The organism is Kitasatospora sp. NPDC101157, assembly GCF_044768255.1.
Lineage (GTDB): Bacteria > Actinomycetota > Actinomycetes > Streptomycetales > Streptomycetaceae > Kitasatospora.
Genome location: NZ_JBIWPL010000002.1, coordinates 95,926 through 118,941 on the forward strand (window position 1 = coordinate 95,926; position 23,016 = coordinate 118,941).

Genomic DNA, 23,016 nt, shown 5'->3' on the forward strand with positions numbered 1-23,016 from the left:
ATCGGGTGGTGCTCCGGTCGGTCTCCCCGGCCAGGGTCCTCCGACCACGCCTGGCCATGATCGGCTGGCCCGGGCCGTCGCGCCAGCACCGACACCGCCGGGCCGAGGACGCGGTCGACGGCGGGCGGAGCCTCGACCGCCGGTCCCTCTCCCGGATCGTCGACGAGCGGAGTTTCGCGACCGGGGGCGCTCCGGCCGGGCCGCCGGAAGGACGTATACGGACCCTCATTGGGGGACAAGTCCACAACTGATCGGATTTGATCGGACAGGCTTTCGCACGGCAGGCTCGGTGCGCACAGTGGCGGGTCAGCCACGGTCCGCCACGGAGGGGAGCCGCATGTCCGGGACCGAACACCACAACAACCCAACCGCACACGTCGTCGTCGGGTACACCCCCCAGGAAGGGTTCGTCGCCGTCCAACTCAACCCGCCACCGGCGGAATACGTGTGGCACGACCGCCAGGCCGAGCACCGGCAGGAGCGTTTCGGGCCGGGAAACGGCTACCAGCAGTGGCTGGCCGTCGACGTCGCCACCGGCGCCGTGTGGTTCGGGGACACCGACTGGCGGACGAGGGAGGAGGGCTCCGGCGCCGGGCTCCCGGGACGTCGCCGGTGCGAGGCCGGAGACGGGGCCCTCCCCTCGCCGGCCGTCCTCGTCGTCCCGCTCACCCACCGCGCCACCGACGGCCAGGGCACGTCCACCTGGCGCTTCTTCACGGCCGAGGAACTCCACGCACTCGCGCAGCGCACACTGCCCACGGTCCAGCGGGTGGTCGACTCCCTGCACCGGGTGGGCCCGGCCTCCGACCTGGAATGGTCCGCAGAGGCCGCCACGGCCTGGGCCGACCTCGAACAGGCCTGCCGCTGCACCTCCGACGCGGCGGGAGCGGTGACCTGGGCCGAACCCCGTACGAGCCGGGTCCGCGGAACGCGCGTCGAAGTGGCGGACTTCCTCGCCCGGAACCCGGAGTTGTGCGATCCGTCCTGGGCGACGGCCACCGACGCGGAGCTGGACGCCTACGCCGCCTACGAACCCGAATCCGGTTACGGCGGCGTACCGGGGCGGATGTGCGCTCCGGCGAACGTCCGGATCGAGGAGGGCTACACGTTCTACGGCCACCGCGCGGCGCTGTACGCCTACCGTGCGGCCGCTTGCGGCGACCGTACGCCGGTCGAAGCCGGGACCTGGTTCCGGACCAGCGAGGCCGGGCGCGCCAGTTGGGAGGCGGCCAAGGTCGTGGGCGCGAGCCTCGCCGACGTCCCGGACTGCGGGCTGAGCCAGCTCGCCGACACCTTCCGCGGTGCCGCGGCGGACGACGGCGTGGTCCTCACCGGGCTGAACGCCTACCTGTGGCAGCAGCGCGCCGAGGAGCGGACGGCGGTCGACGAGACGCTCGCCGCCACCGGCGAGGAGCTGGAGCGGCTGGAGGGGATGGTCAAGGAACTCCGCCGCGTCCGCAACACCGTCCTGACCCGGGTCCTCGCCTGGACCGACGGGCGGGACGACGAAGAGATCGCCCGACTGGCCGCGACCACCCCGACGGCCGTGGCCGAATGGCGGGAGCGGCTCACCGCGAACCCGAGCGGCCAGCCGGAGTAGCGGGGCCGGAACAGCGCTGGGCGGCTTGCCAACAGCGCTGCGAAGTAACGGAGTTGGGCCCGGCAGTCGGCGTGCGGGGCGGGGGAGTGGTGGCCCCCGGGCCGTCGGCCACGCCTCACGAGAGAGCGGCCAGCGCCTCCTCCGCGAGCATCTGCTCCAGGGCCAGCAGGGCGCGCGGGGTGTGCCGGGTGTCGATGCGGACGGCGTAGATGAAGCGCGTCAGTTCCGGGTCGGCCAGCGGACGGGCCACGACCTGGGTGGTGCCCCGGGGGAGTGCGAGCTGCGGCATCACGGCGACGCACAGGCCCGCAGCCACGAAGCCCAGCACGGTGTTGAAGTCGTCGCCCTCGTACGCCAGCCGCGCCTGGAAGCCCGGCGTCTTGGCGATCTGGGCGAGCAGTTCCAGGCGCAGCGCTGCCTCCGGGGCCGCGATCCAGGTCTCGGACGCGAGGCTGGCCAGGTCGATGACGTCCCGGTCGGCGAGGTGGTGGCCGGCCGGGACCACCGCCACGACCGGATCCCGCGCGACGAGCGTCCGGCGCAGCGTGCGGGGCGGCGGCAGGGGTATGAAGTCGTAGTCGTAGCTGAGGGCCAGGTCCATGTCTCCCCGCTTGAGGCGGGCGTAGCCGGCTTCGGGCTCCAGCTGGGAGAGGCTGACCTGCACGTCGGGGTACGCCGTGTGCAGCTGCGCCAGCGCCTTCGGGACGATGCCGGCGGCGGCGGAGGCGAAGGCACCGAGCCGGATCCGTCCGGCGGTGCCGGCGCGCATGGCGTCGAGTTCCACGGACGCCGCCGCCAGGGCGATCCTGACTCCCTGTTCGGCGTCGAGCAGGACCTGGCCGGCCGGGGTGGGACGCACCGGCCGGCGCTCCAACACCCGGAGACCCGCCCGGCGTTCGAGTTCGGCGATCTGCTGCGAGACGGCGGGCGCGCTGTAGCCCAGCTCGCGGGCGGCGGCGGTGAAGGAACGGTGGCGGACCACGGCCTCCAGGGTGGCGAGCAGACGGGGGTCCAGTCTCTGCATCGTGTTAAGGCTCACTTATCTGTCGCGAAGACGTCTTTTCTTGTGCTTAAGGATGAACGGCAGCAGGATTCTTGCTTGCGGCCCGGATGCGCAAGCCTCCGCCCCCCGCTCCGTGGCCGATCGCTCCGTCCTGCGTCCGATCGCTCGCCACCGCGGGCGCGCCTCCGTGCGCCGCCGTGCCGTGCACCCCCTCCTCCGCAGTCCGCCCGCCGCACACGTGCGCCGGGCGGGTGGGCCGTGGAGGAGACGGCCGTCGACGATCGGCCCCAGCCCTGGAAGGACGTGGTATGCGCAAGCCACTCATCGGACTCACCACCTACCTCACCGACGCCCGGTGGGGCGAGTGGGCGTTGCCCGCCGCGCTGCTGCCCGCGGCGTACACCAGCTGCCTCCAGGCCGCGGGCGGCCACGCCGTCCTGCTGCCCCCGGACGCGCCGGAGGCCGCGGCCGACGTCGTCGCGAAGCTGGACGCCATCGTCCTGACCAGTGGCGAGGACCTGGATCCCGCGCTCTACGGGGCCCAGCCGCACCTGTGCACCTTGCCGCCGGTGCGCGAACGCGACCGGTGGGAGCGGGCCGTGCTGGCCGCCGCTCTCGCACGTGACATGCCGGTGCTCGGGATCTGCCGGGGGATGCAGCTGATGAACGTGCACGCGGGCGGCACCCTCGTCCAGCACCTGCCCGAGAAGGTGGGGCACCACGGCCACAACCCGTACGGGGGCCAGTTCGCCCCCCATCCGGTCACCACGGTGCCCGGAACCCGGCTCGGCGCGCTCCTTCCGGGCACCAGCCGGGTCGCCACCCACCACCACCAGGCGGTGGACTCCCTCGGGGCCGGCCTGGTGGTCTCCGCCCGTGCGGCGGACGGGACCGTCGAGGCGATCGAGAGCACCCGGCACCGCTTCGCCATGGGCGTCCAGTGGCATCCGGAGGCGGCCTTCGAGCCGGCCGTGGTGCACGCCCTGGTGGCCGCGGCCAGGCCGGACGACAGCGGCGCGGTGGTTCCCGCCTCCGGTCAGGAGCCGCGAACGGTGCGGCAGCCGAGCGGAGTCGTCGCGGCGACGCAGAGGCCTTGACACCACCGTGCGGGATCCCCCAGGATCGCCCCGTGAACCTGTCAGACAGCAAGACAGTCAGTCCAGTGCCCAGGCGCGTGAGCGCCATGGAAGCGGTGTTCGGCCACCTCCGCGGCGCCATCGAGCGCGGCGAGTACGTGGTGGGGGACAAGCTCCCCTCCGAAGCGGAGCTGTGCCGGACCCTGGAGGTCAGCCGGCCGGTACTGCGGGAGGCGCTCAGGGCCCTGCAGACCATGGGACTGACCGTCTCGAAGACCGGCAGGGGCACCTTCGTCGTGGCGAACACGGTCGAGGACCCCACCTTCGGCGACTACGCCGCCAGCGACCTCCTGGAGGTGCGCCGCCACGTCGAGATCCCGGTCGCCGGGTACGCGGCGCTGCGCCGCACCCCGGAGGACCTGGACCAGCTGACCCACCTGCTCGACCGGATGGAGCGGGAGACCGACACCACGGCCTGGGTCGCCCTGGACACCGTCTTCCACCTGGCGGTGGCCGAGGCCTCCCGCAACCCGGTCTTCCGCCGGGTCATCGAGGAGATCCGGGACGCACTGGCGCGTCAGTCGGCCTTCCTCAACGAGCTCGGCGATCGACGCGAGCAGTCCAACTGCGAGCACCGGGCGATCGTCGAAGCACTGATCGACGGGTCCGAGCCGGACGCGGTGGAGGCCATGTCCCACCACCTGCACCGCGTCGAGGCGACCCTCACCGACATCGTGCGCCCCCGGCGCACGGACATCCCCCCAACAGAAGGCAGACCCGAGGCGTGAGCGAGCAGTTCCTCAAAGACGAGAAGCGCCCCTCCACCCGTCACGTCGACGCCGGGGACACCGGCTACAGCAAGTCCTTGAAACCCCGGCACGTCAACATGATCGCCATCGGCGGTGCCATCGGCACCGGCCTGTTCCTCGGCGCCGGCGGCCGCCTCGCCGATGCCGGGCCCTCCCTGTTCGTCGCCTACGCGGTGTGCGGCGTGTTCGCGTTCCTCGTCGTGAGAGCGCTCGGCGAACTCGTCCTCTACCGGCCGTCCTCCGGCGCCTTCGTCTCCTACGCCCGGGAGTTCCTGGGGGAGAAGGGGGCGTACACCGCGGGCTGGATGTACTTCCTCAACTGGGCGACCACCGGTATCGCCGACATCACCGCGGTGGCCACCTACGCCCACTACTGGCACCTGTTCTCCGACGTCCCGCAGTGGGTGATCGCGCTCGTAGCCCTGGCGCTGGTCCTCACCGTGAACCTCATATCGGTGCGGATCTTCGGCGAACTGGAGTTCTGGTTCGCCATCGTGAAGGTCAGCGCGCTGGTCGTCTTCATGGGCATCGCGATCGTCCTCCTGGTCACCCAGCACCCGGTGGACGGCGTCACCCCAGGCCCCTCCCTGATCACCGACAACGGTGGCATCTTCCCCAACGGTCTGCTGCCGATGCTGCTGATCATCCAGGGCGTCGTGTTCGCCTACGCCTCCGTCGAACTGGTCGGCGTCACGGCCGGGGAGACCGAGAACCCCGAGAAGATCATGCCGAAGGCGATCAACTCGATCATGTGGCGGGTGGGCCTGTTCTACGTCGGTTCGGTGCTCCTGCTGTCGATGCTGCTGCCGTGGAACAGGTACACCTCCGGCCAGAGCCCCTTCGTGACCGTGCTGTCCCACATCGGGGTGCCGGCCGCGGGCAGCGTGATGAACCTGGTGGTCCTCACCGCGGCGATGTCCTCGCTCAACTCCGGCCTCTACTCCACCGGCCGCATCCTGCGCTCGATGGCCGTCAACGGCTCCGCCCCGCGCTTCACCGCCCGGATGAGCCGCAGTCAGGTGCCCTACGGCGGCATCCTGCTCACCAGCGGCATGTGCGTCCTCGGCGTGGTCCTCAACTACGTGGTGCCCGCGGACGCGTTCGAGATCGTGCTCAACCTCGCGGCGATCGGCATCCTCGCCACCTGGGGCATGATCATGATCTGCCACCTCTTCTTCTGGCGGAAGACCCGAGCCGGTGAACTGACCCGCCCCGCCTACCGGCTGCCGGGCTCGCCCTGGACCGAGATCGTGACGCTGGTCTTCCTCGCCACCGTCCTGGTCCTGATGTACGCCGACGGCGGTGCCGGACGCACCACCGTTCTCTGCGTACCGCTGATCGCCGCCGCGCTGATGGCCGGCTGGTACGCGATCCGCGGCCGCCGCGCCCGCGACGGCGCCCCGACCGACGGCGCCCGGTCCGACGGCTGACCCCGGGCGGCGGCCTTCGGGGCGGGGAACCCACCCCTCGGTTGTCGAGGGCCGCCGCCCGACCGGCCGACGGACCGGCAAGTGATCCACCACCGAGCGAGGCAGTGATGCACAGAACCACCCCCGCGCCCGCACCCGCGGTCCGCGAGCCCCGGTACGTCCCCGTCGCCCACGTCACCCGCGGCGGCATGATCGAGGGAGTCCACCACGGCTCCGTCGTCGTCCTCGACACAGACGGCGAAGTCCGGTTCCACCTCGGCGACATCGAGGTCGCCTGCTACCCGCGATCCGCCCTCAAGCCGCTCCAGGCCGTCGCCATGGTGCGGGCCGGGCTGCCGCTGGACGGCGAACTCCTCTCCCTCGCGATGGGCAGCCACTCCGGCGAGGAACGCCACCTCGCGGGCACCCGACGGATCCTCGAACTGGCCGGTCTCGGCGAGGACGACCTGCGCAACGTCCCCGACCTCCCGTACGACCCCGCCGTGCGGGACACCTGGGTGCGGGACGGCCGCCCGCCCTCCCGCCTTGCCCAGAACTGCTCCGGCAAGCACGCCGCGATGCTCTACCTCTGCAGGCTCAACGGTTGGCCCCTGCGGACGTACCTCGACCCAGCGCACCCGCTCCAGACGGTGATCGCCGAGGTCGTCGAGGAGCTCACCGGCCAGCGCACCGCGCACGTCAGCATCGACGGCTGCGGCACCCCGCTGTTCGCCGTCTCGCTGCACGGACTCGCCCGCGCCGCCGCCCGCATCGCCGGGGGGCTGCCGGGCACCGCCGAGTTCCGGGTCGCGGACGCGCTGCGCGGCCACCCGGAGATGGCCTCCGGGACCGGACGGGACACGGCCGCGCTGATGCGCGCGGTGCCCGGGCTGATCGCCAAGGACGGTTTCGAGGGCGTGCAGATCGCCGCGCTGCCGGACGGCCGCGCCGTCGCGGTGAAGATCGCGGACGGGGCGAACCGGGCCCGGATCCCGGTGGCGGCGGCCGCTCTGGCGCTGGCGGGCGTCGATCCGCGCCTGCTGGTGGACTGCGCCGGCGAGGCGACGGCCGGCGGCGGCCGACGCGTGGGCAGCGTACGGCCGGTGCCGGCGCTGGTCGACGCACCCGTGCCGGCACCGGCGCCGCGGGCCTGCGCCCACTCCGCGTGAGCGACCCCGACCCCGTCACCACCCGACCTCAGGACCAGGAAGAGGACCCGCACACCATGACGACCGCCACCCGGAGCGAGCACGACCTGCTCGGAGACCGCGACGTCCCCGCCGATGTCTACTGGGGCGTTCACACCCTGCGCGCCACCGAGAACTTCCCCATCACGGGGACGCCCATCTCCACCTATCCGCACCTGATCGAAGCGCTCGCCGCCGTCAAGGAGGCCGCCGCCCTCGCCAACGAGGAACTCGGCCTGCTGGAGCCCCGGAAGGCCGCCGCGATCGTCGCCGCCTGCCAGGAGATCCGCGCCGGAAAGCTGCACGACCAGTTCGTCGTCGACGTCATCCAGGGCGGCGCCGGCACGTCCACCAACATGAACGCCAACGAGGTCATCGCCAACCGGGCGCTGGAACTGCTGGGGCACGCCAAGGGCGAGTACCGGAACCTGCACCCCAACGAGGACGTCAACCTCGGCCAGTCCACCAACGACGTCTACCCGACCGCCGTCCGGATCGCGACCGTCTACGCCGTCCGCGGCCTGCTCGACGCGATGGCCGTCCTCCAGGACGCCTTCGCCCGCAAGTCCACCGAGTTCCGCGACGTGCTCAAGATGGGCCGCACCCAGTTGCAGGACGCCGTGCCGATGACGCTCGGGCAGGAGTTCTCGACCTTCGCGGTCATGCTGGACGAGGACCGCAGCCGGCTCGCCGAGGCCGTCGAGCTGATCCACGAGATCAACCTGGGCGCGACCGCGATCGGCACCGGCCTCAACGCTCCGGCCGGATACGCCGAAGCCGCCCGCCGGCACCTGGCGGACATCTGCGGGCTGCCCCTGGTCACCGCCGCCAACCTGGTCGAGGCCACCCAGGACTGCGGCGCGTTCGTCCAGATGTCCGGCGTGCTCAAGCGCATCGCCGTCAAGCTGTCGAAGAGCTGCAACGACCTGCGCCTGCTGTCCTCCGGGCCGCGCGCGGGCCTCGGCGAGATCAACCTGCCGCCGGTGCAGGCCGGTTCGAGCATCATGCCCGGGAAGGTCAACCCGGTGATCCCCGAGGTCGTCAACCAGGTCGCCTTCGAGGTGATCGGCAACGACGTCGCGATCACCATGGCCGCCGAGGCGGGCCAGCTCCAGCTCAACGCCTTCGAGCCGATCATCCTGCACTCGCTGTCGGAGTCGATCACCCATCTGCGCGCCGCCTGCCTCACCCTCGCCGAGCGCTGCGTCGTCGGCATCACCGCCAACACCGAGGTGCTGCGCGCGACCGTCGAGAACTCCATCGGCCTGGTGACCGCGCTGAACCCGCACATCGGGTACACGGCCGCCACCGACATCGCCAAGGAGGCCCTCGCCAGCGGCCGCGGGGTGGCCGAACTGGTGCTGGAGAAGGGCCTGTTGCCGGCGGAGCGGCTCGCCGCGCTGTTGCGGCCCGAGGTGATCGCGGGGACCGGCGCGCCCGTGCTCTGACGGAAGGTCGGGCGCGGGGCTGCTCAAGCGGTCCGCGCGGGCAGCAGCCGCGGCGCCGGGGTACCCGCAGCGGCCTGCGCGCCCCCGTGGACCGCCTCGACGCCCCCGGCGAGGTCGCGTTCCCCTTCCCCTGAACCGGAGCCCCCGTCGGTGACGGGGGCTCCCGCACGCCCGCCCGAATGGGCCTCACCGGGGAGTCCCGGCCCTCAGCGGGTCCGGCCGACCTGGGAGTTGACCGCACCAGTGGTCCTTCTCCATGTCGCCGCCTCCGTTGTGGGCCGGTCGAAGGCGGCCACGGCACCGGGCCGGAAGACCACGGCCACGCTGGACGCCGTAGCTGAAGCGGCCCGGCCGGTCGCCCGTCTCGACCCGCTCCGACCGGTGGTCTGCACCACCGGCCGCTCCTGGGACGTGCTCTTCACCGCTGCTCTCCTGTCTCGACGCTTTCTCCGGTTGCGGCCTGGGGTGCTGTTCGGGGTGTCATGGCTGTTCTCCGGCCCGTAGTTCGGTGGCGATCTGGCGGCGGCCGGCGATCAGGGTCTCGGCGGCCACGGCGAGGGCGACGAGCAGCGCCAGACCCGCGGTGGGCAGCAGGACGGGCATCAGTGCGGGGGTGATGACGTCGCCGACCCTGGCGCCGACGAGAGTGGAGATGTCGAAGGCCGCGCCGAGCAGGGCGACGGCCGCCAGGGCGGTCAGGCCGCCGCCGAGGACGGCGGTGAGGGCCTGGGGCAGGGCTTCGGTCGTGATCAGTGCCAGGCCCTGGCGGGGGCGCAGGCCCATGGTGCGCAGCCGGGCCAGGACGGCGGTGCGTTCGGGTGCCGCGCGCAGGAGGGTCAGCAGGACGGCGAGCAGGGCGAACCCGGCACCGGCGGCGGCCGCGTACCAGAACAGCCGGCCCGCGGCGTGCTGCAACGGGTCGTCCGCCAGCGCCGCCGCGTTCTCCCCGCTGCTGTGCACCGTGTAACCCGCCGGCAGGCCATGGGTGGTTCCACCGACGGCTGCGGCGCCGTCCGCAACCAGCTTTGCCAGACCGACCGGCCCGGCGCCGACATTGTCCCGAAGCGACGTTCTTACTCCTTCGGGGTCGATGTCGCCGACGGCGAACCACTTGTTGATCCGCTTGGCGTCCGGCAGCCGCTCCCACGCCGGGCCGGCGGCCACCACGACGAAGGGCTTGCCCGGATCCGGCAGGGCGGCGGTGGCGGTGACGGTTCCGGTGACGGTCAGGCGCAGGTCGTTGCCGTTGGGGGTGCGCACCTGGGACGACCCGGAGGCCAGGCGCTGGGCCAGGTCGGGGCTGATCAGCGCGGGCACCGGGGTGTCGCGGCCGCCGGGGCCCGCGGCGAGCTTCGCCGGGTCGAACTCGCCGACGCCCAGGGTGCGGGCGATCTCCGCGTATGCCGCGGGATCGGCCACCATCACCAGGTAGGCCTCGGAGTAGCCCTGGTCGGCGTCAAGGATGCGGGCCTTGTTCTCGACCCACGCTCCGGTCGAGGCGCGGACGCCCGGCAGTGCGGCAGCGGCCTTGGTGAAGGAGTCGGGAAGGGCGGCGTAGTCGGGGAGGGAGACGCCGATGTCCCCGCCGGTGGCGATGCGCGCGGCGCGGCTGCGCACGTGGTCGACGGTGTCGAGCACGGTGGCGCCGAAACCGGTCGTGGTGACGGCGATCAGCAGCGCGAGCAGCGGCAGCACGGAGGGTTTGCGGCGCCCCGAGCCGTCACGGGCGGCCCGGGCCAGGCCGAGGAAGCCGATCAGGCCGCGACCGCGTCCGGCGAGCCGGGCCAGCGAGCCGACCGCCACCGGCTCGATCCGCGCCAGCAGCAGCCCACCGGTCACGGCGAGCAGCAACGGCGCGGCCACCAACAGCGGGTCGACCGCGGCCCCGGGGTGGCCGATGCCCCGGCGGCGGACCTCCGCGACAGCGGCGGCGGTCGCGGCCGCCACGGTGAGTTCGCCGATCACCCGCCGGGCGCCGCCGGGTGTCCTACGGCGTACCCACAGCAGGGCGGCGCGGGCCGGGAAGGCCAGCAGGGCGAGCAGGGTCGCGGCCAGCGCCGCCAGCACCGCTTGGCCCCACCGGTGGGTGGGCAGCAGCGTCAGGGCCAGGGCGGTGGCGAGGACGGCGGCGGGCAGGATCGTGGCCGCACCCTCGCCGGTCAGCCGCAGCAGCACGCCGGTTCGGGAGCCGCCACGGGCGCGCAGCAACTGGATCTCGGCGGTGCGCCGGTCGGTGGTCAGGGCGGCGGCCAGGCACAGCACCACGGTGGCCACGCCCGCGACTCCGGCGGGGCCGATCGTGCTCAGCGGCAGCGCGGCCCGGTAGCGCTCGTCCGCCCGGGTCAGGATCTCCGGCAGCCCGGAGACGGTGTGCAGGTCGTGGCGCCCGGCGGCGCCCGCCAAAGCGGTTGCGGCGGGTCCGGTGAGGAAGGACCTGAGGGTGTCGCGGGTGCGGTCGAGCCGGTCGGCCCGCAGCGAGGCGGGATCGACGGGCAGCCGCCAGAAGTTCTCGCCGTTCGAGCCCCAACGGGCCAGCGCCGCCAGGCTGTTGCCGTCGACGAATCCGCTGGTCATCCAGTGTTCGTGCTCGGGGTCGGTCCGCAGGCAGGCGCGGGCCGGGCAGCCGAGGTTTTCCCAGAACGGGTCCTGGGGGTCGTTGATCCGGTAGAGGCCGACCACCACGGTGCTCCGCTGGGCGCCCGAGCCATCGACGCCGTTGTCGATGACGTCGCCGAGCTCGATGTGGATGGTCTCGGCGGCCTGCTTGCTGATCACGATCGGCAGCGGACCGCCGACGGTGCCGGGGGTCGGCCAGGTGCCGTCGGTGAGGGTGGCCCGGGCGGACAGGTCGTGCAGGTAGAGCAGGCCGAGGACCGGATCGGTCCTCTTCTCCGCGATCCGGACGTACTCGGGATTGCCCATGCCGCGGTCGACCAGGGCGCGGGCACCGTAGGCCCGGCCCGACGGAGCCAGAGTCAGTTCCCGGCCGACCGACCGGACCAGGGTCTGCTGCACCCGGTCGAGTTCGGACGCCGCGTCGCCGTCGATGACCTTGGAAGTGGTCTGCAGGCTGGTCGGGTTGAGGCCCTTCTGGCGGACGAAGTCCTGGAGCGCCGCGTCCGCGCCGCGGTCCGAGATGCGGGGGAAGGCCGCGGCGAGGAAGACGGTGACGAAGGCGAGCGCCGCCATCAGCACCGCGGCCAGCGGGCCGGCCCGCAGCCGGGTGCGGACCCAGGGCGCGGGCCGGTGGGTGTGCTCAGCGGGGGCCTGGGTGGTCACATCTCCTCCACGTGGCGCAGCCGGTTGGCCACATCTGGACGGCGGCGTCCGATGAGGAAGGCGGACAGCAGTGGGGCGAGGGCGATCGCGGCCGCGAACAGCAGTGCCTGGCCGGTGGGTGGCTCGATCAGTGCTTCGGGCATGGGTGGGCGGGCGGCGGGGACGAGGACGACGAAGGGCACAGCAGCAGTCGGCGGCAGTCGCCCACGCAACCTGCGCACGACGAAGCCGAGCATCGCCATTCCTCCCCCGGTCGGATCCCCGTCGCATCCCGGCCCCATTCGTCGAGGGCAATCGGTCGCGGGACAGCGGCTGATGCTGTCAGATTCGATCCGGGAACGGAAGGGACTTGCGCGAATCAACTGAGCAAGGAGCGAATTCCTTGTATTCCCGTCGGCCCCACCGTGGACGGCTCATTCAAATGCCATGCACACTTCACGGATTCGGACGCCGCACAACCCTTTTGACCAGGCAACTCCTTTTTCCCGAATTCTTTGCCCGGAAGGTTGAACCGAAGAAGCCGCCCTGGCCGTTCGCCAGGACGGAACCGGTGCCGCCGAGACCGGCTCGCCCAGGACGGCGGAGCCGATCGGCGTTCTGGCAGCGCCTGGCGGAGTCCTGCAGCCTCGCGGCGGGGGAATGGCACCGGGCGCCGGAGCGTCGACTTTCCCGTGCAGCGCGCCCACGATCACCGCCGGGTCGACGAAGCCCCGCAGCCCGGCCCTTTACCGAACGCGCCCCAGGAGCAGAGCCTTTGCGGACGCATGGTGGTGAGGGGTGGGTCGCACCCTGGCGCAGCTGGGAGATCTCTGACACCATCTCAGCCGACGTGAACGAATCGTGTGTCGATCGTTCACTCCACCTGCACAAGAACAGTCGTAGAGCGTCGTCGAGAAGATCTGAGGCCTGCCATGAAGACCTTACGGACCCACACCTCGCACGTGCTGACCGTCGTGCTGATGCTCCTGGCCCTGATCACCGCCGCGACCTCGCAGGCGCAGGCGGCCCCGCAGCGGCTCGCGGGAAGCACCACCGTCTGCTCCAACTCGCCCATCCCGGCCGGGTGGGTGGTCACCAGCTCGTACAGCAGCTGGGGCTGTCCCGGCACCGGGGTCTCGTACACGATCACCGACACGACCGGGCAGACCAACCTCACCATCTGCTCCTTCTCGCCCAAGCCGGCCGGGTGGGTGGTGACCAGCTCGTACAGCAGCAGCAACTGCGCGGGCAGCGGCGTCGCCTACGGCTTCCACAACGTGGCCAACGACACCAACGTCGGCGCGTGCTCGATGACCCCGATCCCGGCCGGGTGGGTGATCACCAGCTCCTACAGCAGCAGCAACTGCGCGGGGACCGGTGTGGCCTACTCGCTCCACAACACGGCCAACGACACCAGCGTCGGCGCGTGCTCGATGACCCCCGTCCCGGCCGGGTGGGTCGTCACCAGCTCGTACAGCAGCAGCAACTGCGTCGGAACCGGCGTCGCCTACACCCTCTTCAAGATCACCACTCAGACCTCCGCCGTCGTGTGCTCCTTCTCCCCCCTCCCGGCGGGCTGGGTGGTCAGCAGCTACTACCCGAGCAGCAACTGCTACGGCAGCGGCGTCGCCTACTCCATCCGCAAGGCCTGACCCGCCGACCGCCGGCACCGAACGGCCCGGGCCGGTGAGGCGCGGGGAAGCCGCGGAAGCCTGACGGCGGGGCCTCCGGGCGGCTCGGGAGCGCGACTCCTCCCGGCCGCCCGCAGGCCCCGCAGCCGTTGCCGAGTCCCTCGGGCCCGGCGGGTGCCAACTCGCCCGCCCACGCCGGTCATCGGCGGCACGGCGGACACCGTCCTCCCCGCCGGCGACACCTCCGCCGCCATCTACAACGCGCTCCCGGCCACGATGACCGACAAGACGGCATGCCGACCAACGCGCGTGCCGGCATGTCCTCCTGGCCAACGTCGGGCGAGCGGACTTTGCCGGTCAGGACAAACCCTCCGGGCGGTCGTGGCTGGGAGTCTGTAGCGCATGGCCATCTCAACAACGTTGTCCGAGGTCGTGGCCTCGGCGGTACGCCCCGGGGACCCGGGACTGTCGGTGGGGATCTCCACCGACGGGAAGCTGATCCACCACGCATCGGCGGGGTTGGCGAGCGTGGAGTTCGAGGCGCCGGTCGACACCCGGACACGGTTCGACATCGCTTCCGTGAGCAAGCAGTTCACCGCCGCCGCGGCGTTACTGCTGTGCCGGGACGGGCGGCTGTCGCTGGACGACGACATCCGGACGCACCTGCCCGAACTGAGGCTGTCGGTTCCGGTGACGGTCGGTCAGTGTCTGCGGCACACGGGAGGTCTGCGGGACTGGCTGGCCCTGATGACGATCGCCGGCCGGCCGCTGACGAGGATCACCCAGGACCGGACGCTGGCCTTCGTGGCGGGGCTGACCGAGGTCGACTTCGAACCGGGGACCGCCTTCTCCTACTCCAACACGGGGTACGTCCTGGTCGCCTCGCTCGTGCGGCGGCTCACCGGCCGCACCCTGGGGGAGTTCACCACGGACCGGATGTTCACACCGCTGGGAATGAACGAGACCGTGTTCCGCGAGGACAGCCAGGAGCCGTTGCCGCGATTCGCCTACGGGTACGACGTCACCCGCGGTGTCGTCCGGCGCGCCGACACCGAGGAGTCCGCGGTCGGCGACGGCGGACTGGCCACCAGCGTCGCCGACCTGGCGCCGTGGTTCGGGTTCCTGCAGGACGGCCGGGTCCTCGGCACCGACATCCGCGACGGGCTGTTGCGGCGGGTCGACTCCGGGGACGGGGAGGAGCCGTACGCGCTGGGTCTCTACCACACGACGATCGCGGGCCGCCCGGCGTTCGGCCACGCCGGCGGCCTCCCCGGGTACCGGTCCCAGCTGCTGTTCATGCCGGACGCCGACCTCGGCGTGGCGCTGCTGAGCAACAACTCCTCGATCCACTCCTCGAAGCTGGCCACCCAGGTGCTCCGGCTGGCCGCCGGACTGCCCGAGGACGATCCCGTCGAGCTGGTGGCGGACCAGGTGGCAGCCGAGTCCGCTGCCCGGCTGACGGGGGACTGGCTGGATCCGCGATCCGGCCTCACCCTCCGGATCGACGCCGTGGGCAACGGCCGGATCCGCATCCACGGTGCGCCGCCCGCAGGCGAGTTCGCGCCGGCCGTCGACGGCAGCTGGCAGGGCCTGGGGGACGGCGCCGGCTTCTCGCTGCGGGTGGCGTCCGACACGATCAGGATCGGATCGGTGTACCGCCCCGGCCGCGCCACCGAGTACCGGCGCTGTCCCCCCGCGGCTGCCGGTGCCACGCTGCCACCGGCCGTCTACCGCAGTCCGGAGCTCGGCATCCTGGCGACGGTCACCCAGGACGGCACGCTCGAACTCGGTCCGGAGTTCGTCGGCACGATCGAACCGGCAGCGGACGGCGCGTTCCGTGCGGGCGGCCTGTTCAGCCTGCGCCCCAGCGGCGACGACCTCCTGATCAGCACACCCGGTGTCCACCGGCTGCGCTTCGTCGGACAGCCCGGCGCCGCCGGCCCCCCGGGGGTTGTCCCCGGCCCCGGCCTCGCCCCCTGACGGCCCCAGCCCTGCGCACCACCCTGCTGTTCGGCACGCACCACGTGGCCGTGGTCCGGCGGATCGCCGACCGCACCGTCGTGCTCCCGCACGGCCGGGTGGTCGAAACGGGTGACACCGGGAAGGTTTTCGACCACCCGCCCGCGCGTACACCCGCCGCCCGATGGCTTCCGGGCCACCGGCGCGCCGACCGGAAGGACAGCCCAGCCCATGCGTGACCCGATCGTCTCCGGCGGCGAGGCCCACGACGGATCCGCCTCCGTCACCGCCTCCGCCTCCGCCTCCGTCACCGCCTCCGCCTCCGCCTCCGTCACCGCCGACGCTCATGTCACCGCCGACGCCCCCGTCACCGCCGACCGCGTGGCCGCCGTGGGGATGCTGCGATCGGAGCGGCGATGACGGCCCCCGCCGGGATCACCCTCGGGGTCGTGCTCGACAGCCTGGGACCCGGTCTCCTACGGCCGCTCGCACTGCCACGGGGTCGGGCGGTCCCCGTCGGGGCGCCCACGATTCATGACACCGACGCCCCCGGGACGGGACTGACCGACGCGATCGTCCTGGTTCCCGGCCGGCTGACCGCCGACGTACTGGAGTGGGCCGCCGGGCACCACGCGAAGGCGGTGGTCGTGCGAGCCGGTACCACGGACACGGCAGCGTTGACAGAGGCAGCCGAACGGACCGGGGTGGCGCTCCTGGAGCGCAGTGCCGAGATCTCCTGGGGGCAGCTCTACACCTTGATCGACGCGCTGCGTGCGATCACGAGCCCGGTGTTCGAGCCGAACAGGCACCGCTCCACCGACCTGTTCGCCCTGGCCAACGACATCGCCGTGCGCGCCGGCGGCGCGGTGGCGATCGAGGATCTGTCCATGCGCGTGCTGGCCTACTCCACGGTCCCGGGCCAGCTGGTCGACGACCCGCGTCGCGACGGGATCCTCGGCCGCCGCGTGCCCGACCACCCGACCCACGCCGAGGAGTACGCCGCTGTCCTGCGGTCCGACACCGCGGTCTGGAGCCACGAGCCGAAGGAGTACCGGCCGCGCCTCGCCATCGCCATCCGGGACGGTGGCGAGGCGCTGGGCACCATCTGGGTGATCCGGGGTGAGGAGCCCCTGGCGGAGGAGGCGGCAGACGTCCTCGCCGAGGGCGCGCGACTGGCCGCGCCCCACCTGGCCCGGGTCGGTCTCGCGGCCGATGCCGAGCGCCGGCAACGGGCCGAGCGTCTGGGCTGGTTGCTCCGCGGCCGGGGAGCGACCCGGGAGCTCGCCGACTCGTTCGGGATACGCTTCGACGGCCCGGCGACGGTGCTGCTGATCGGCCGCTTCGGTGACCCGGCCGGTCAGGCGCGGGGCGTGGCGCCGGACTCCGACGCCGAGTACGTCGGCGACCTGCTGCGGATGGGGCTCTCCGCCTACCGGCTGGGAGCCGCCGCGGGAGCGCTGGACGGTCAGGCCGTGGCGGTGGTCGACACGGCGTCCGACACGCCCGTGATCCAGCTGATCATCGCGACGGTGCTGGCCCGCGCGAGGGACACCCTGGGCGGCGGCTGGCGGGCGGGGATCAGCCGCACCCTTCCCGGCCTCGCCGACGTCTCGACAGGGCTGAGCCAGGCCGAGCAAGCGCTCAAGGTGGTGTGCGGACCGTTCGGCAAGGCGGAGATCGGACGGCACGACGAGCTGGCCGCCCCGATGTTCCTGCGGGACGTGTACGAGGCGATCCGGTACCGTCCGGCCCTGGGCGCGGAGCCCCTGTCGACGGTGCTCGACCATGACGCCCGGCACGGAACGGAGTACGAGAAGACGCTGCGCTGCTGGATCGCGGGGCACTACGACGTGCCACGGGCTGCGGAGGCGTTGACGCTGCACCCCAACACGTTGCGGCACCGGTTGCGCCGGCTCGCCGAGCTGATCGACATCGACGATCCGGACCTGCGGTTGGCGCTGGCGCTGCAGCTGCGGCTACGGCTGCCGGACATCGGCACAAAGGAGGCCAGGTGAACTTGGGCCCGCACGCCAATGGCCCGGGGCGGTCCGCCGGGCAGACTCGTCGCATGGTCGAATTTCCTTCCGCCGACGCGGAACGGGCGGACGTCCGAATCCAGTTGCTTCGGACCGTACCCCAACTCCAGCAGGCCGCCGCAGTGCTGCGAACCGTGTGGAACACCCCGGACAACGCCGAGCCGCCGTTGGCCCTGGACGTGATGTGCGCGCTCGCGCACACCGGCGGCTACGTCGCGGCGGCCTACCTCGGGACGGCGATGGTCGGCGTGACCGCCGGGTTCCGGACCGTCGGGGACAGCCTGCACTCGCACGTGGCCGGCGTGCTGCCGGGAATGCACGGGCGCGGGATCGGTGCAGCGATGAAGGCGCACCAGCGGAAGTGGGCCGCCGAGGCGGGCCTCTCGTCGATCTCGTGGACGTACGACCCGCTGATCCGCCGCAACGCCTACTTCAACCTGCACCGGCTCGGGGCGGTCGCGGAGGCGTACCTGCCCGACTTCTACGGGCCGTTGGACGACGGCATCAACGACGGCGACGACTCCGACCGGCTGTTCGTCAGCTGGCCGGTGCACGTGACGCCGCACGCACCGGCGCCGTTGCCGGACCTGGCCGCCGCGGAACCCGTGCTCGAAGCGGACGGCGACGGCGAACCCGTACCGCGCGCGGCGACCGGCGGCGTACTGCGTTGCGTCACCCCGGTGGACACGGAGTCCCTGCGGCGACAGGATCCTGCCGCAGCCCGACGCTGGCGGTCCGCGATGCGCGAGGCGCTCGGTGGCGCCATGGGGAACGGGTACCGGATCGAGGGGTTCGACCGGTCCGGCTGGTACGTCCTGCGACGGAAGGAAACATCGGAATGAAGCTGCAGCAGGCGGAGTTGCGTGAGGTGGCCCTGCCCCTGGTCGCGCCGTTCCGGACCTCACTGGGAACCCAGGACCACCGGTACTCGCTGCTGGTCAAGGTGACCACGGCCGACGGAGTCGTGGGCTGGGGCGAGTGCGTGGCCGACGACGATCCGACGTACAGCGCCGAGTACCTGGCCGGGGCCCGGGAAGTGGTACGTGCGTTCCTGCTGCCCCGGTTGTTCCGGACTCCCGAGCTGACCGCGGCGCTGGTGCCCGAGCTGCTCCGGCCGATCAGAGGGAATCCGATGGCCAAGACGGCCGTCGAGATGGCGGTGCTGGACGCCGAACTGCGGACCGCCGGCATCAGCCTCGCCCAGTACTTCGGGGCGACGCGGACCGAACTCGCCGTCGGCGTGTCGGTCAGCATCATGGACACCGTCGATGAGCTGATCAGTGCCGTCGACGGCTATCTCCGCGCGGGCTACGCCCGGATCAAGCTGAAGATCGCACCGGGCTGGGACATCGAGCCGCTGCGAGCCGTCCGGGAGACGTTCGGCCCGGACATCGCCCTGCAGGTGGACGCCAACACCGCCTACGGTCCGGCGGACCAGCCCCACCTGCGCCGGCTCGACGCCTACGGGCTGACGCTGATCGAGCAGCCCTTCGCCCCGGACGACCTCCTCTCGCACACCCGGCTGGCGGCTCGCATGGACACCCCGATCTGCCTGGACGAGTCGATCACCTCGGCCCGGGACGCGGCCACCGCCATCCGGCAGGAGGCGTGCTCGATCGTGAACATCAAGCCCGGCCGGGTCGGCGGATACCTGGAAGCCCGCCGGATTCACGACCTCTGCCTGGCGAACGGCGTACCGGTGTGGTGCGGCGGCATGCTGGAGACCGGCCTGGGACGGGCGGCCAACCTGGCGCTGGCCGCGCTCCCGGGTTTCACCCTGCCCGGCGACATCTCGGCCTCGGCCCGCTACTACACCCGCGACATCACCGACCCCTTCGTCCTCCACGACGGCCGGCTGACCGTCCCCACCGGCCCGGGGATCGGCATCGCCCCCGACCCCGACGCCCTGCAGGCCGCCACCACCTCCACGGAGCTCCTCACCGTCTGACCCCGTCGTGGGGCGGACGACGAGCTGGAGCCGCTGCTGCTCCAGGCGCCGAGGCTGACGGCGGGCGCGATGGCGGTGACCGGCGCGGCAGCGGCGTTGCGGCGGGCGGTGACGGACATGGGGGTGGATCCCCTTGTGAGGTGATTGACGGCCCGCCGGTGGGCGGGACACGCCGGACGTCGTGCCCGGCGCAGGAGGGAAGAGGGGGCTCAGGTGACGGTGACGACGGTGCTGTGCCAGCCGCTGGCGCCCGCCGGGTAGGGGGCGGCGCGGTCCTCGGTCTGGACCGCGCCGGTGGCATCGGCGTCACCGTCGAGCCCGCGGGCGGCTCCGACCACCCCACCACCGCGCCGCTCATGCTCCTGTCGTTCACCTGAGCCGAAGGATTTGTCGGCCGGTGCCTCCCCGGCGGGCTGTCCACGCGGACGGGCTCCGTCGCGAGCCGACCGTCCGGGACCGGCGAGAGCCATCGTCAGGACCTTTTGGCACGCGGACGTCTCGCAGTCCGGCGTCCGGTCACACGCGACATCGCACGGTCGGCCGAACCGGGTTCCGTCTACCGCAGAGGAAGGTTCTCCTCCTGGAGCCGGTGCAGCAGCGTCGCCCGGTGCAGCGCGGCGATCGGCTCCAGGAGGTCGGGGTGGCGCAGCAGGGGCGCCGCCTGGTGCTCGTGGTCGCCGGGCTGCAGGAGGCGGGTCACGGCACCGGTCGCGCCGGGGACCGTGGTGGCCTGGGCACGGAGGACGAGGGCGGGGTCGGCCAGCAGGCAGGCCGCCCAGCTGACGACGGTCTCGTCGACCCAGGTCCGCCAGGCGGCGTCCTCGGCGAGGCGCTCGTGTTCAGCGCCGGTGAGCCAGTCCAGTCGGGCACTGCCGCCCGGGCCCAGGAGGTGAAGCAGCTGCGCGTCGAGGTCGGTCGGGTAGCGCAGGACGGCGGCCAGAGTGACGGCTTGGCTCGCCTGCGCCTCGGCCAGGGCCCGGCTGAACGCACCGGGTGCCGGCGGGAAGGCGGTCAGGAGCCAACGGGCGCCGGCGGCTATGACGGGGGCGAGATCGGCGGACACGGTGTCCTCCTCGGAGCATGCTCGCTCGCCCGGCCGGGTTCAGCGAGTTACGGCGCGAAGCCGCACTGCTCCGCTCGTGGCGTGCCAGTGTAGGCGGGCTCGGCCCGGCGACGGCATGACGCCCGTCACGTCCGGCCGCGCCCTGGCGAGGTGCGGGTCTCCTCCCATCGGAGCCTCGTGAGCCGGAGGCCCAGGCATCGACTCGGGCCACCGCCGCACGTCGGTGGGAAACGTCAAGCAGGCAGGCCCGGTGCACACGATCTGGGGAAGTGCGGAACGAGACCCATCCGGTCGGGCCGGGAGACCGAATGGCCAGCGTGACCGTTCCGGTCCCCTTCTTCCGTCCGGGATCCGCCCGGCGTCCGCCACAGGAGTATCGCCTGATGAACATGACCCGCTCGGTGCGCACGTCCTTCGCCGCCGTTCTCGCCACCGGTGTGCTGGCCGCTTCGCTGGCCGCCTGCGGGAGCAGCGGAGGCGCGAAGGCGTCCGACGCCGCCAAGGGCACGGCCGGGGCCTCGGCGCCCTCAACGGACACGGCCGGCAGCTCCGCGACGGAATCCTCGGCAGCGGGGCAGGCGATGGCCGGCCAGCCGTTCGGCACCGCCTGCTCGGCCGTACCCAAGGACGGCGCCGGCTCCTTCGCCGGCATGGCCGAGGACCCGGTCGCCACCGCCGCCTCCCACAACCCCCTCCTGTCGACCCTGGTCACCGCCGTCCAGCAGGCCGGCCTCGTCGACACCCTCAACTCCGCGAAGAACATCACCGTCTTCGCCCCCACCAACGACGCCTTCAACAAGATCCCCAAGGCCACCCTGGACGCGGTCCTCGCCGACAAGGACAAGCTCACCAAGATCCTCACCTACCACGTCGTCCCCCAGCGTCTGGACCCCACCGCCCTCACCGGCGCCCACAAGACCCTGGCCTCCGACAACCTCACCGTCACCGGCGCCACCCCGGACTTCACCGTCAACAACACCGCCAAGGTCCTGTGCGGCAACGTCCGGACCGCCAACGCCACCGTCTACATCGTCGACACCGTCCTGATGCCCACCTCCTGACCCGGCATCAGGTCATCGACCGCGGTCCCCGGCCGACCCCCCCCCCGGGGCCGGGGACCGCACTCCGCGCATCAACGGAAGGATCTCGACGGCGCCGTCGGTCGACCCGTGGGGCGGCAGCGGGGGGCGTGCGCGTCCGCCGGCCACGACGAACTCGAACACCGACACCAGCAGCAGGGATGCCGTGGTGATCACGCGGTCGGTCGTGCGACCGTGGTGCACCGCCGCGAGCAGGCCCAGGCCGAGCGAGACCGGTACGAGCAGGAGCATCGTCGGTCCAGCCGGCAATGCGGAGTTGCCCACCCGGTCGCCGAGCATCGCCCCCACCGGCCGGCCCGAGGCGGAGGCGCCGAGGTCGCCCTGCAGCAGCCCGGCGGCCCAGTCGAGCGCTGCAGCACCGGCAACGGCGAGGGCCAGTGCGGCCGCCTGGCCGACTACCAGGTGCCTCGCTAGCCTGGGTGGTACCGGCACATCTCCCTGGCCATGGCCGCCCATGTCTCTCTCACCGTCGTGCGGGCCCAGCAGCTCGAAAAGGGGCCGAACCGGCTCGAACGCCAGACCTGAGCCCACCCACGGTCTCCGAGATCCGCCGGTTGATCACCGATCTCACGCGGCCTGTCCGCCGCAGCATCACCCACGTCCTGCACTCGTCCCGCTGCGGCGCCGGCACCAGGCCCGGACCCGTCACTGCACGAGACGAGGGCACAGCCCGAGAGCCGAACCCTCGTCACGGTAAGCACCGTTGCAGTACTGGCTCGGCCGGCTGACGGACCCCGGAGCCGGAGCCGTGTGGTCAGCGTAGGGCGGGGCGGCCGCCGTAGGGCCGGGCCTTCCGGCCGGGCTGGGCCGCTCGGACCGCGGCAGTGGTCCGTACGGCCCCATCCGTCGCCCGATCGCGCGCAGGAGCGGCGCCATGACGCACAGTGCTGCGGCCGTCCGGCCCCCGGGCCATGGGCCGGACGGCCCATGGCACCCCGCGCGGGCCCTGCGAACGTCGGAAGGGAACGATCGTCCCACCGCATCCAGCAAGGAGGCGAGGCACATGCCCGGCACCCACCACCTGGTAGCGCGTCGCACCGTCGCAACCGGACCCAGCGAGCTCGGACGAGTCGACTGGATCCTGATCGGCTCGTCGATGATCATCGCCGGCGCGATCCATCACGCGCTGTCGGGCGTCGTCGCGATCGCCAAGGAAATGCTGCGCCCCCCTCCGCAAGGTGCATCCGCGTCGGACCGCCCCGCGCCCGCCGCCCTGAGCATCGACGAGAGGGACGGCTGGATCTTCATCAGCGCCCTCTTCTTCCTGACCCACGCGATGGCCCACGCCAGAGCACGCGCCCGGGAGAGCGTCAGGGCGGCCATGAACCCGTCGCATCGGCGGGTGGGGGCGTGACGCCCACAGCACTTGGAACACGTGATCGGCGCCTCCGGGTCTTCACTCGATCGGGCGCCCAGGGGCGGCCGATCGGGTCGGGGTGCGGCGACACTGGCTAGGCGAACCGATGACCGCCGTCGCCGTCGCCGCAGG

General features: G+C 72.5%; 20 protein-coding genes. 14 read left to right on the forward strand and 6 right to left on the reverse strand.

The genetic code is table 11. The annotated features are described in order from the left end of the window. Window positions 1–337 precede the first annotated feature (337 nt). Entirely contained in the window at window positions 338–1,600 is a 1,263-nt protein-coding gene (locus ACIRVF_RS03870; protein WP_402813242.1) for a hypothetical protein, read from the forward strand. Between the two features lie 115 nt (window positions 1,601–1,715). On the opposite strand, the gene ACIRVF_RS03875 is transcribed toward ACIRVF_RS03870, so the two are convergent. Continuing rightward, the gene (locus tag ACIRVF_RS03875; protein ID WP_402813245.1) at window positions 1,716–2,624 is read right to left on the reverse strand and encodes a LysR family transcriptional regulator; all 909 of its coding nucleotides are present in this window, start codon (window positions 2,622–2,624) and stop codon (window positions 1,716–1,718) included. Between the two features lie 287 nt (window positions 2,625–2,911). Between ACIRVF_RS03875 and ACIRVF_RS03880 the strand changes: the two genes are divergently transcribed. The 5 genes from ACIRVF_RS03880 to aspA all read left to right on the forward strand — a co-directional run bounded on the left by ACIRVF_RS03880 (window position 2,912) and on the right by aspA (window position 8,532). Then, window positions 2,912–3,700 carry a gamma-glutamyl-gamma-aminobutyrate hydrolase family protein gene (locus ACIRVF_RS03880; RefSeq protein ID WP_402813248.1) on the forward strand — a complete coding sequence of 263 codons (789 nt, stop codon included), beginning with the start codon at window positions 2,912–2,914 and terminating at the stop codon, window positions 3,698–3,700. Window positions 3,701–3,786: 86 nt separating this feature from the next. Then, window positions 3,787–4,467 carry a FadR/GntR family transcriptional regulator gene (locus ACIRVF_RS03885; RefSeq protein WP_402814591.1) on the forward strand — a complete coding sequence of 227 codons (681 nt, stop codon included), beginning with the start codon at window positions 3,787–3,789 and terminating at the stop codon, window positions 4,465–4,467. Beyond that, the gene (locus ACIRVF_RS03890) at window positions 4,464–5,918 is read left to right on the forward strand and encodes an amino acid permease (RefSeq protein ID WP_402813251.1); all 1,455 of its coding nucleotides are present in this window, start codon (window positions 4,464–4,466) and stop codon (window positions 5,916–5,918) included. Before ACIRVF_RS03885 ends, ACIRVF_RS03890 begins: the two co-directional genes overlap by 4 nt. A gap of 107 nt (window positions 5,919–6,025) precedes the next feature. Next, on the forward strand, window positions 6,026–7,066 hold the full coding sequence (locus tag ACIRVF_RS03895; protein ID WP_402813254.1) for an asparaginase: 1,041 nt from the start codon (window positions 6,026–6,028) through the stop codon (window positions 7,064–7,066). Window positions 7,067–7,122: 56 nt separating this feature from the next. Further along, a complete protein-coding gene (gene aspA / locus ACIRVF_RS03900; protein WP_402813257.1) occupies window positions 7,123–8,532 on the forward strand; it encodes an aspartate ammonia-lyase in 1,410 nt (469 codons plus the stop codon). A 480-nt stretch (window positions 8,533–9,012) separates the two neighbouring features. Here aspA and ACIRVF_RS03905 read toward each other — a convergent pair whose 3' ends face one another. Further along, window positions 9,013–11,811 carry a hypothetical protein gene (locus ACIRVF_RS03905; protein WP_402813259.1) on the reverse strand — a complete coding sequence of 933 codons (2,799 nt, stop codon included), beginning with the start codon at window positions 11,809–11,811 and terminating at the stop codon, window positions 9,013–9,015. Continuing rightward, window positions 11,808–12,047: a hypothetical protein gene (locus tag ACIRVF_RS03910; protein ID WP_402813262.1), complete on the reverse strand. Its 240-nt coding sequence runs from the start codon at window positions 12,045–12,047 to the stop codon at window positions 11,808–11,810. The genes ACIRVF_RS03905 and ACIRVF_RS03910 overlap by 4 nt, the downstream gene beginning before the upstream one ends. A gap of 675 nt (window positions 12,048–12,722) precedes the next feature. Here ACIRVF_RS03910 and ACIRVF_RS03915 point away from each other — a divergent pair. The 6 genes from ACIRVF_RS03915 (at window position 12,723) to menC (ending at window position 19,364) form a co-directional block, all read left to right on the forward strand. After that, window positions 12,723–13,442, forward strand: a complete 720-nt coding sequence (locus ACIRVF_RS03915; protein WP_402813265.1) for a hypothetical protein — start codon at window positions 12,723–12,725, stop codon at window positions 13,440–13,442. Between the two features lie 381 nt (window positions 13,443–13,823). Continuing rightward, window positions 13,824–15,401, forward strand: a complete 1,578-nt coding sequence (locus tag ACIRVF_RS03920) for a serine hydrolase domain-containing protein (protein ID WP_402813267.1) — start codon at window positions 13,824–13,826, stop codon at window positions 15,399–15,401. A gap of 210 nt (window positions 15,402–15,611) precedes the next feature. Then, window positions 15,612–15,800: a hypothetical protein gene (locus ACIRVF_RS03925; protein WP_402813270.1), complete on the forward strand. Its 189-nt coding sequence runs from the start codon at window positions 15,612–15,614 to the stop codon at window positions 15,798–15,800. Then, window positions 15,797–17,395 (forward strand): PucR family transcriptional regulator, encoded by a 1,599-nt coding sequence (locus ACIRVF_RS03930; RefSeq protein WP_402813273.1) that lies wholly within the window; start codon window positions 15,797–15,799, stop codon window positions 17,393–17,395. The genes ACIRVF_RS03925 and ACIRVF_RS03930 overlap by 4 nt, the downstream gene beginning before the upstream one ends. 53 nt (window positions 17,396–17,448) lie before the next feature. After that, window positions 17,449–18,258, forward strand: coding sequence for a GNAT family N-acetyltransferase (locus tag ACIRVF_RS03935; RefSeq protein WP_402813276.1), 810 nt, complete (start codon window positions 17,449–17,451; stop codon window positions 18,256–18,258). Next, complete coding sequence (gene menC, locus ACIRVF_RS03940) at window positions 18,255–19,364, forward strand: o-succinylbenzoate synthase (protein ID WP_402813279.1); 1,110 nt, start codon at window positions 18,255–18,257, stop codon at window positions 19,362–19,364. The genes ACIRVF_RS03935 and menC overlap by 4 nt, the downstream gene beginning before the upstream one ends. A 209-nt stretch (window positions 19,365–19,573) precedes the next feature. Here menC and ACIRVF_RS03945 read toward each other — a convergent pair whose 3' ends face one another. Continuing rightward, window positions 19,574–19,702 carry a hypothetical protein gene (locus ACIRVF_RS03945; protein ID WP_402813281.1) on the reverse strand — a complete coding sequence of 43 codons (129 nt, stop codon included), beginning with the start codon at window positions 19,700–19,702 and terminating at the stop codon, window positions 19,574–19,576. Between the two features lie 218 nt (window positions 19,703–19,920). After that, a complete protein-coding gene (locus tag ACIRVF_RS03950; RefSeq protein WP_402813284.1) occupies window positions 19,921–20,427 on the reverse strand; it encodes a hypothetical protein in 507 nt (168 codons plus the stop codon). A 389-nt stretch (window positions 20,428–20,816) separates the two neighbouring features. Between ACIRVF_RS03950 and ACIRVF_RS03955 the strand changes: the two genes are divergently transcribed. Continuing rightward, window positions 20,817–21,488 carry a fasciclin domain-containing protein gene (locus tag ACIRVF_RS03955; protein WP_402814594.1) on the forward strand — a complete coding sequence of 224 codons (672 nt, stop codon included), beginning with the start codon at window positions 20,817–20,819 and terminating at the stop codon, window positions 21,486–21,488. Between the two features lie 12 nt (window positions 21,489–21,500). On the opposite strand, the gene ACIRVF_RS03960 is transcribed toward ACIRVF_RS03955, so the two are convergent. Further along, on the reverse strand, window positions 21,501–21,959 hold the full coding sequence (locus ACIRVF_RS03960) for a hypothetical protein (protein ID WP_402813286.1): 459 nt from the start codon (window positions 21,957–21,959) through the stop codon (window positions 21,501–21,503). 571 nt (window positions 21,960–22,530) lie between these two features. On the opposite strand from ACIRVF_RS03960, the gene ACIRVF_RS03965 reads away from it, so the two are divergent. After that, a complete protein-coding gene (locus ACIRVF_RS03965; RefSeq protein WP_402813289.1) occupies window positions 22,531–22,881 on the forward strand; it encodes a hypothetical protein in 351 nt (116 codons plus the stop codon). Window positions 22,882–23,016: the final 135 nt, after the last annotated feature.

Bases quoted from the DNA above. Each gene is read 5' to 3' on its own strand.
- ACIRVF_RS03870 (WP_402813242.1), top strand. From the start codon at position 338: ATGTCCGGGACCGAACACCACAACAACCCAACCGCACACGTCGTCGTC.
- ACIRVF_RS03875 (WP_402813245.1), bottom strand. From the start codon at position 2,624: ATGCAGAGACTGGACCCCCGTCTGCTCGCCACCCTGGAGGCCGTGGTC.
- ACIRVF_RS03880 (WP_402813248.1), top strand. From the start codon at position 2,912: ATGCGCAAGCCACTCATCGGACTCACCACCTACCTCACCGACGCCCGG.
- ACIRVF_RS03885 (WP_402814591.1), top strand. From the start codon at position 3,787: ATGGAAGCGGTGTTCGGCCACCTCCGCGGCGCCATCGAGCGCGGCGAG.
- ACIRVF_RS03895 (WP_402813254.1), top strand. From the start codon at position 6,026: ATGCACAGAACCACCCCCGCGCCCGCACCCGCGGTCCGCGAGCCCCGG.
- aspA (WP_402813257.1), top strand. From the start codon at position 7,123: ATGACGACCGCCACCCGGAGCGAGCACGACCTGCTCGGAGACCGCGAC.
- ACIRVF_RS03910 (WP_402813262.1), bottom strand. From the start codon at position 12,047: ATGCTCGGCTTCGTCGTGCGCAGGTTGCGTGGGCGACTGCCGCCGACT.
- ACIRVF_RS03915 (WP_402813265.1), top strand. From the start codon at position 12,723: ATGAAGACCTTACGGACCCACACCTCGCACGTGCTGACCGTCGTGCTG.
- ACIRVF_RS03920 (WP_402813267.1), top strand. From the start codon at position 13,824: ATGGCCATCTCAACAACGTTGTCCGAGGTCGTGGCCTCGGCGGTACGC.
- ACIRVF_RS03925 (WP_402813270.1), top strand. From the start codon at position 15,612: ATGCGTGACCCGATCGTCTCCGGCGGCGAGGCCCACGACGGATCCGCC.
- ACIRVF_RS03930 (WP_402813273.1), top strand. From the start codon at position 15,797: ATGACGGCCCCCGCCGGGATCACCCTCGGGGTCGTGCTCGACAGCCTG.
- ACIRVF_RS03935 (WP_402813276.1), top strand. From the start codon at position 17,449: ATGGTCGAATTTCCTTCCGCCGACGCGGAACGGGCGGACGTCCGAATC.
- menC (WP_402813279.1), top strand. From the start codon at position 18,255: ATGAAGCTGCAGCAGGCGGAGTTGCGTGAGGTGGCCCTGCCCCTGGTC.
- ACIRVF_RS03955 (WP_402814594.1), top strand. From the start codon at position 20,817: ATGACCCGCTCGGTGCGCACGTCCTTCGCCGCCGTTCTCGCCACCGGT.
- ACIRVF_RS03965 (WP_402813289.1), top strand. From the start codon at position 22,531: ATGCCCGGCACCCACCACCTGGTAGCGCGTCGCACCGTCGCAACCGGA.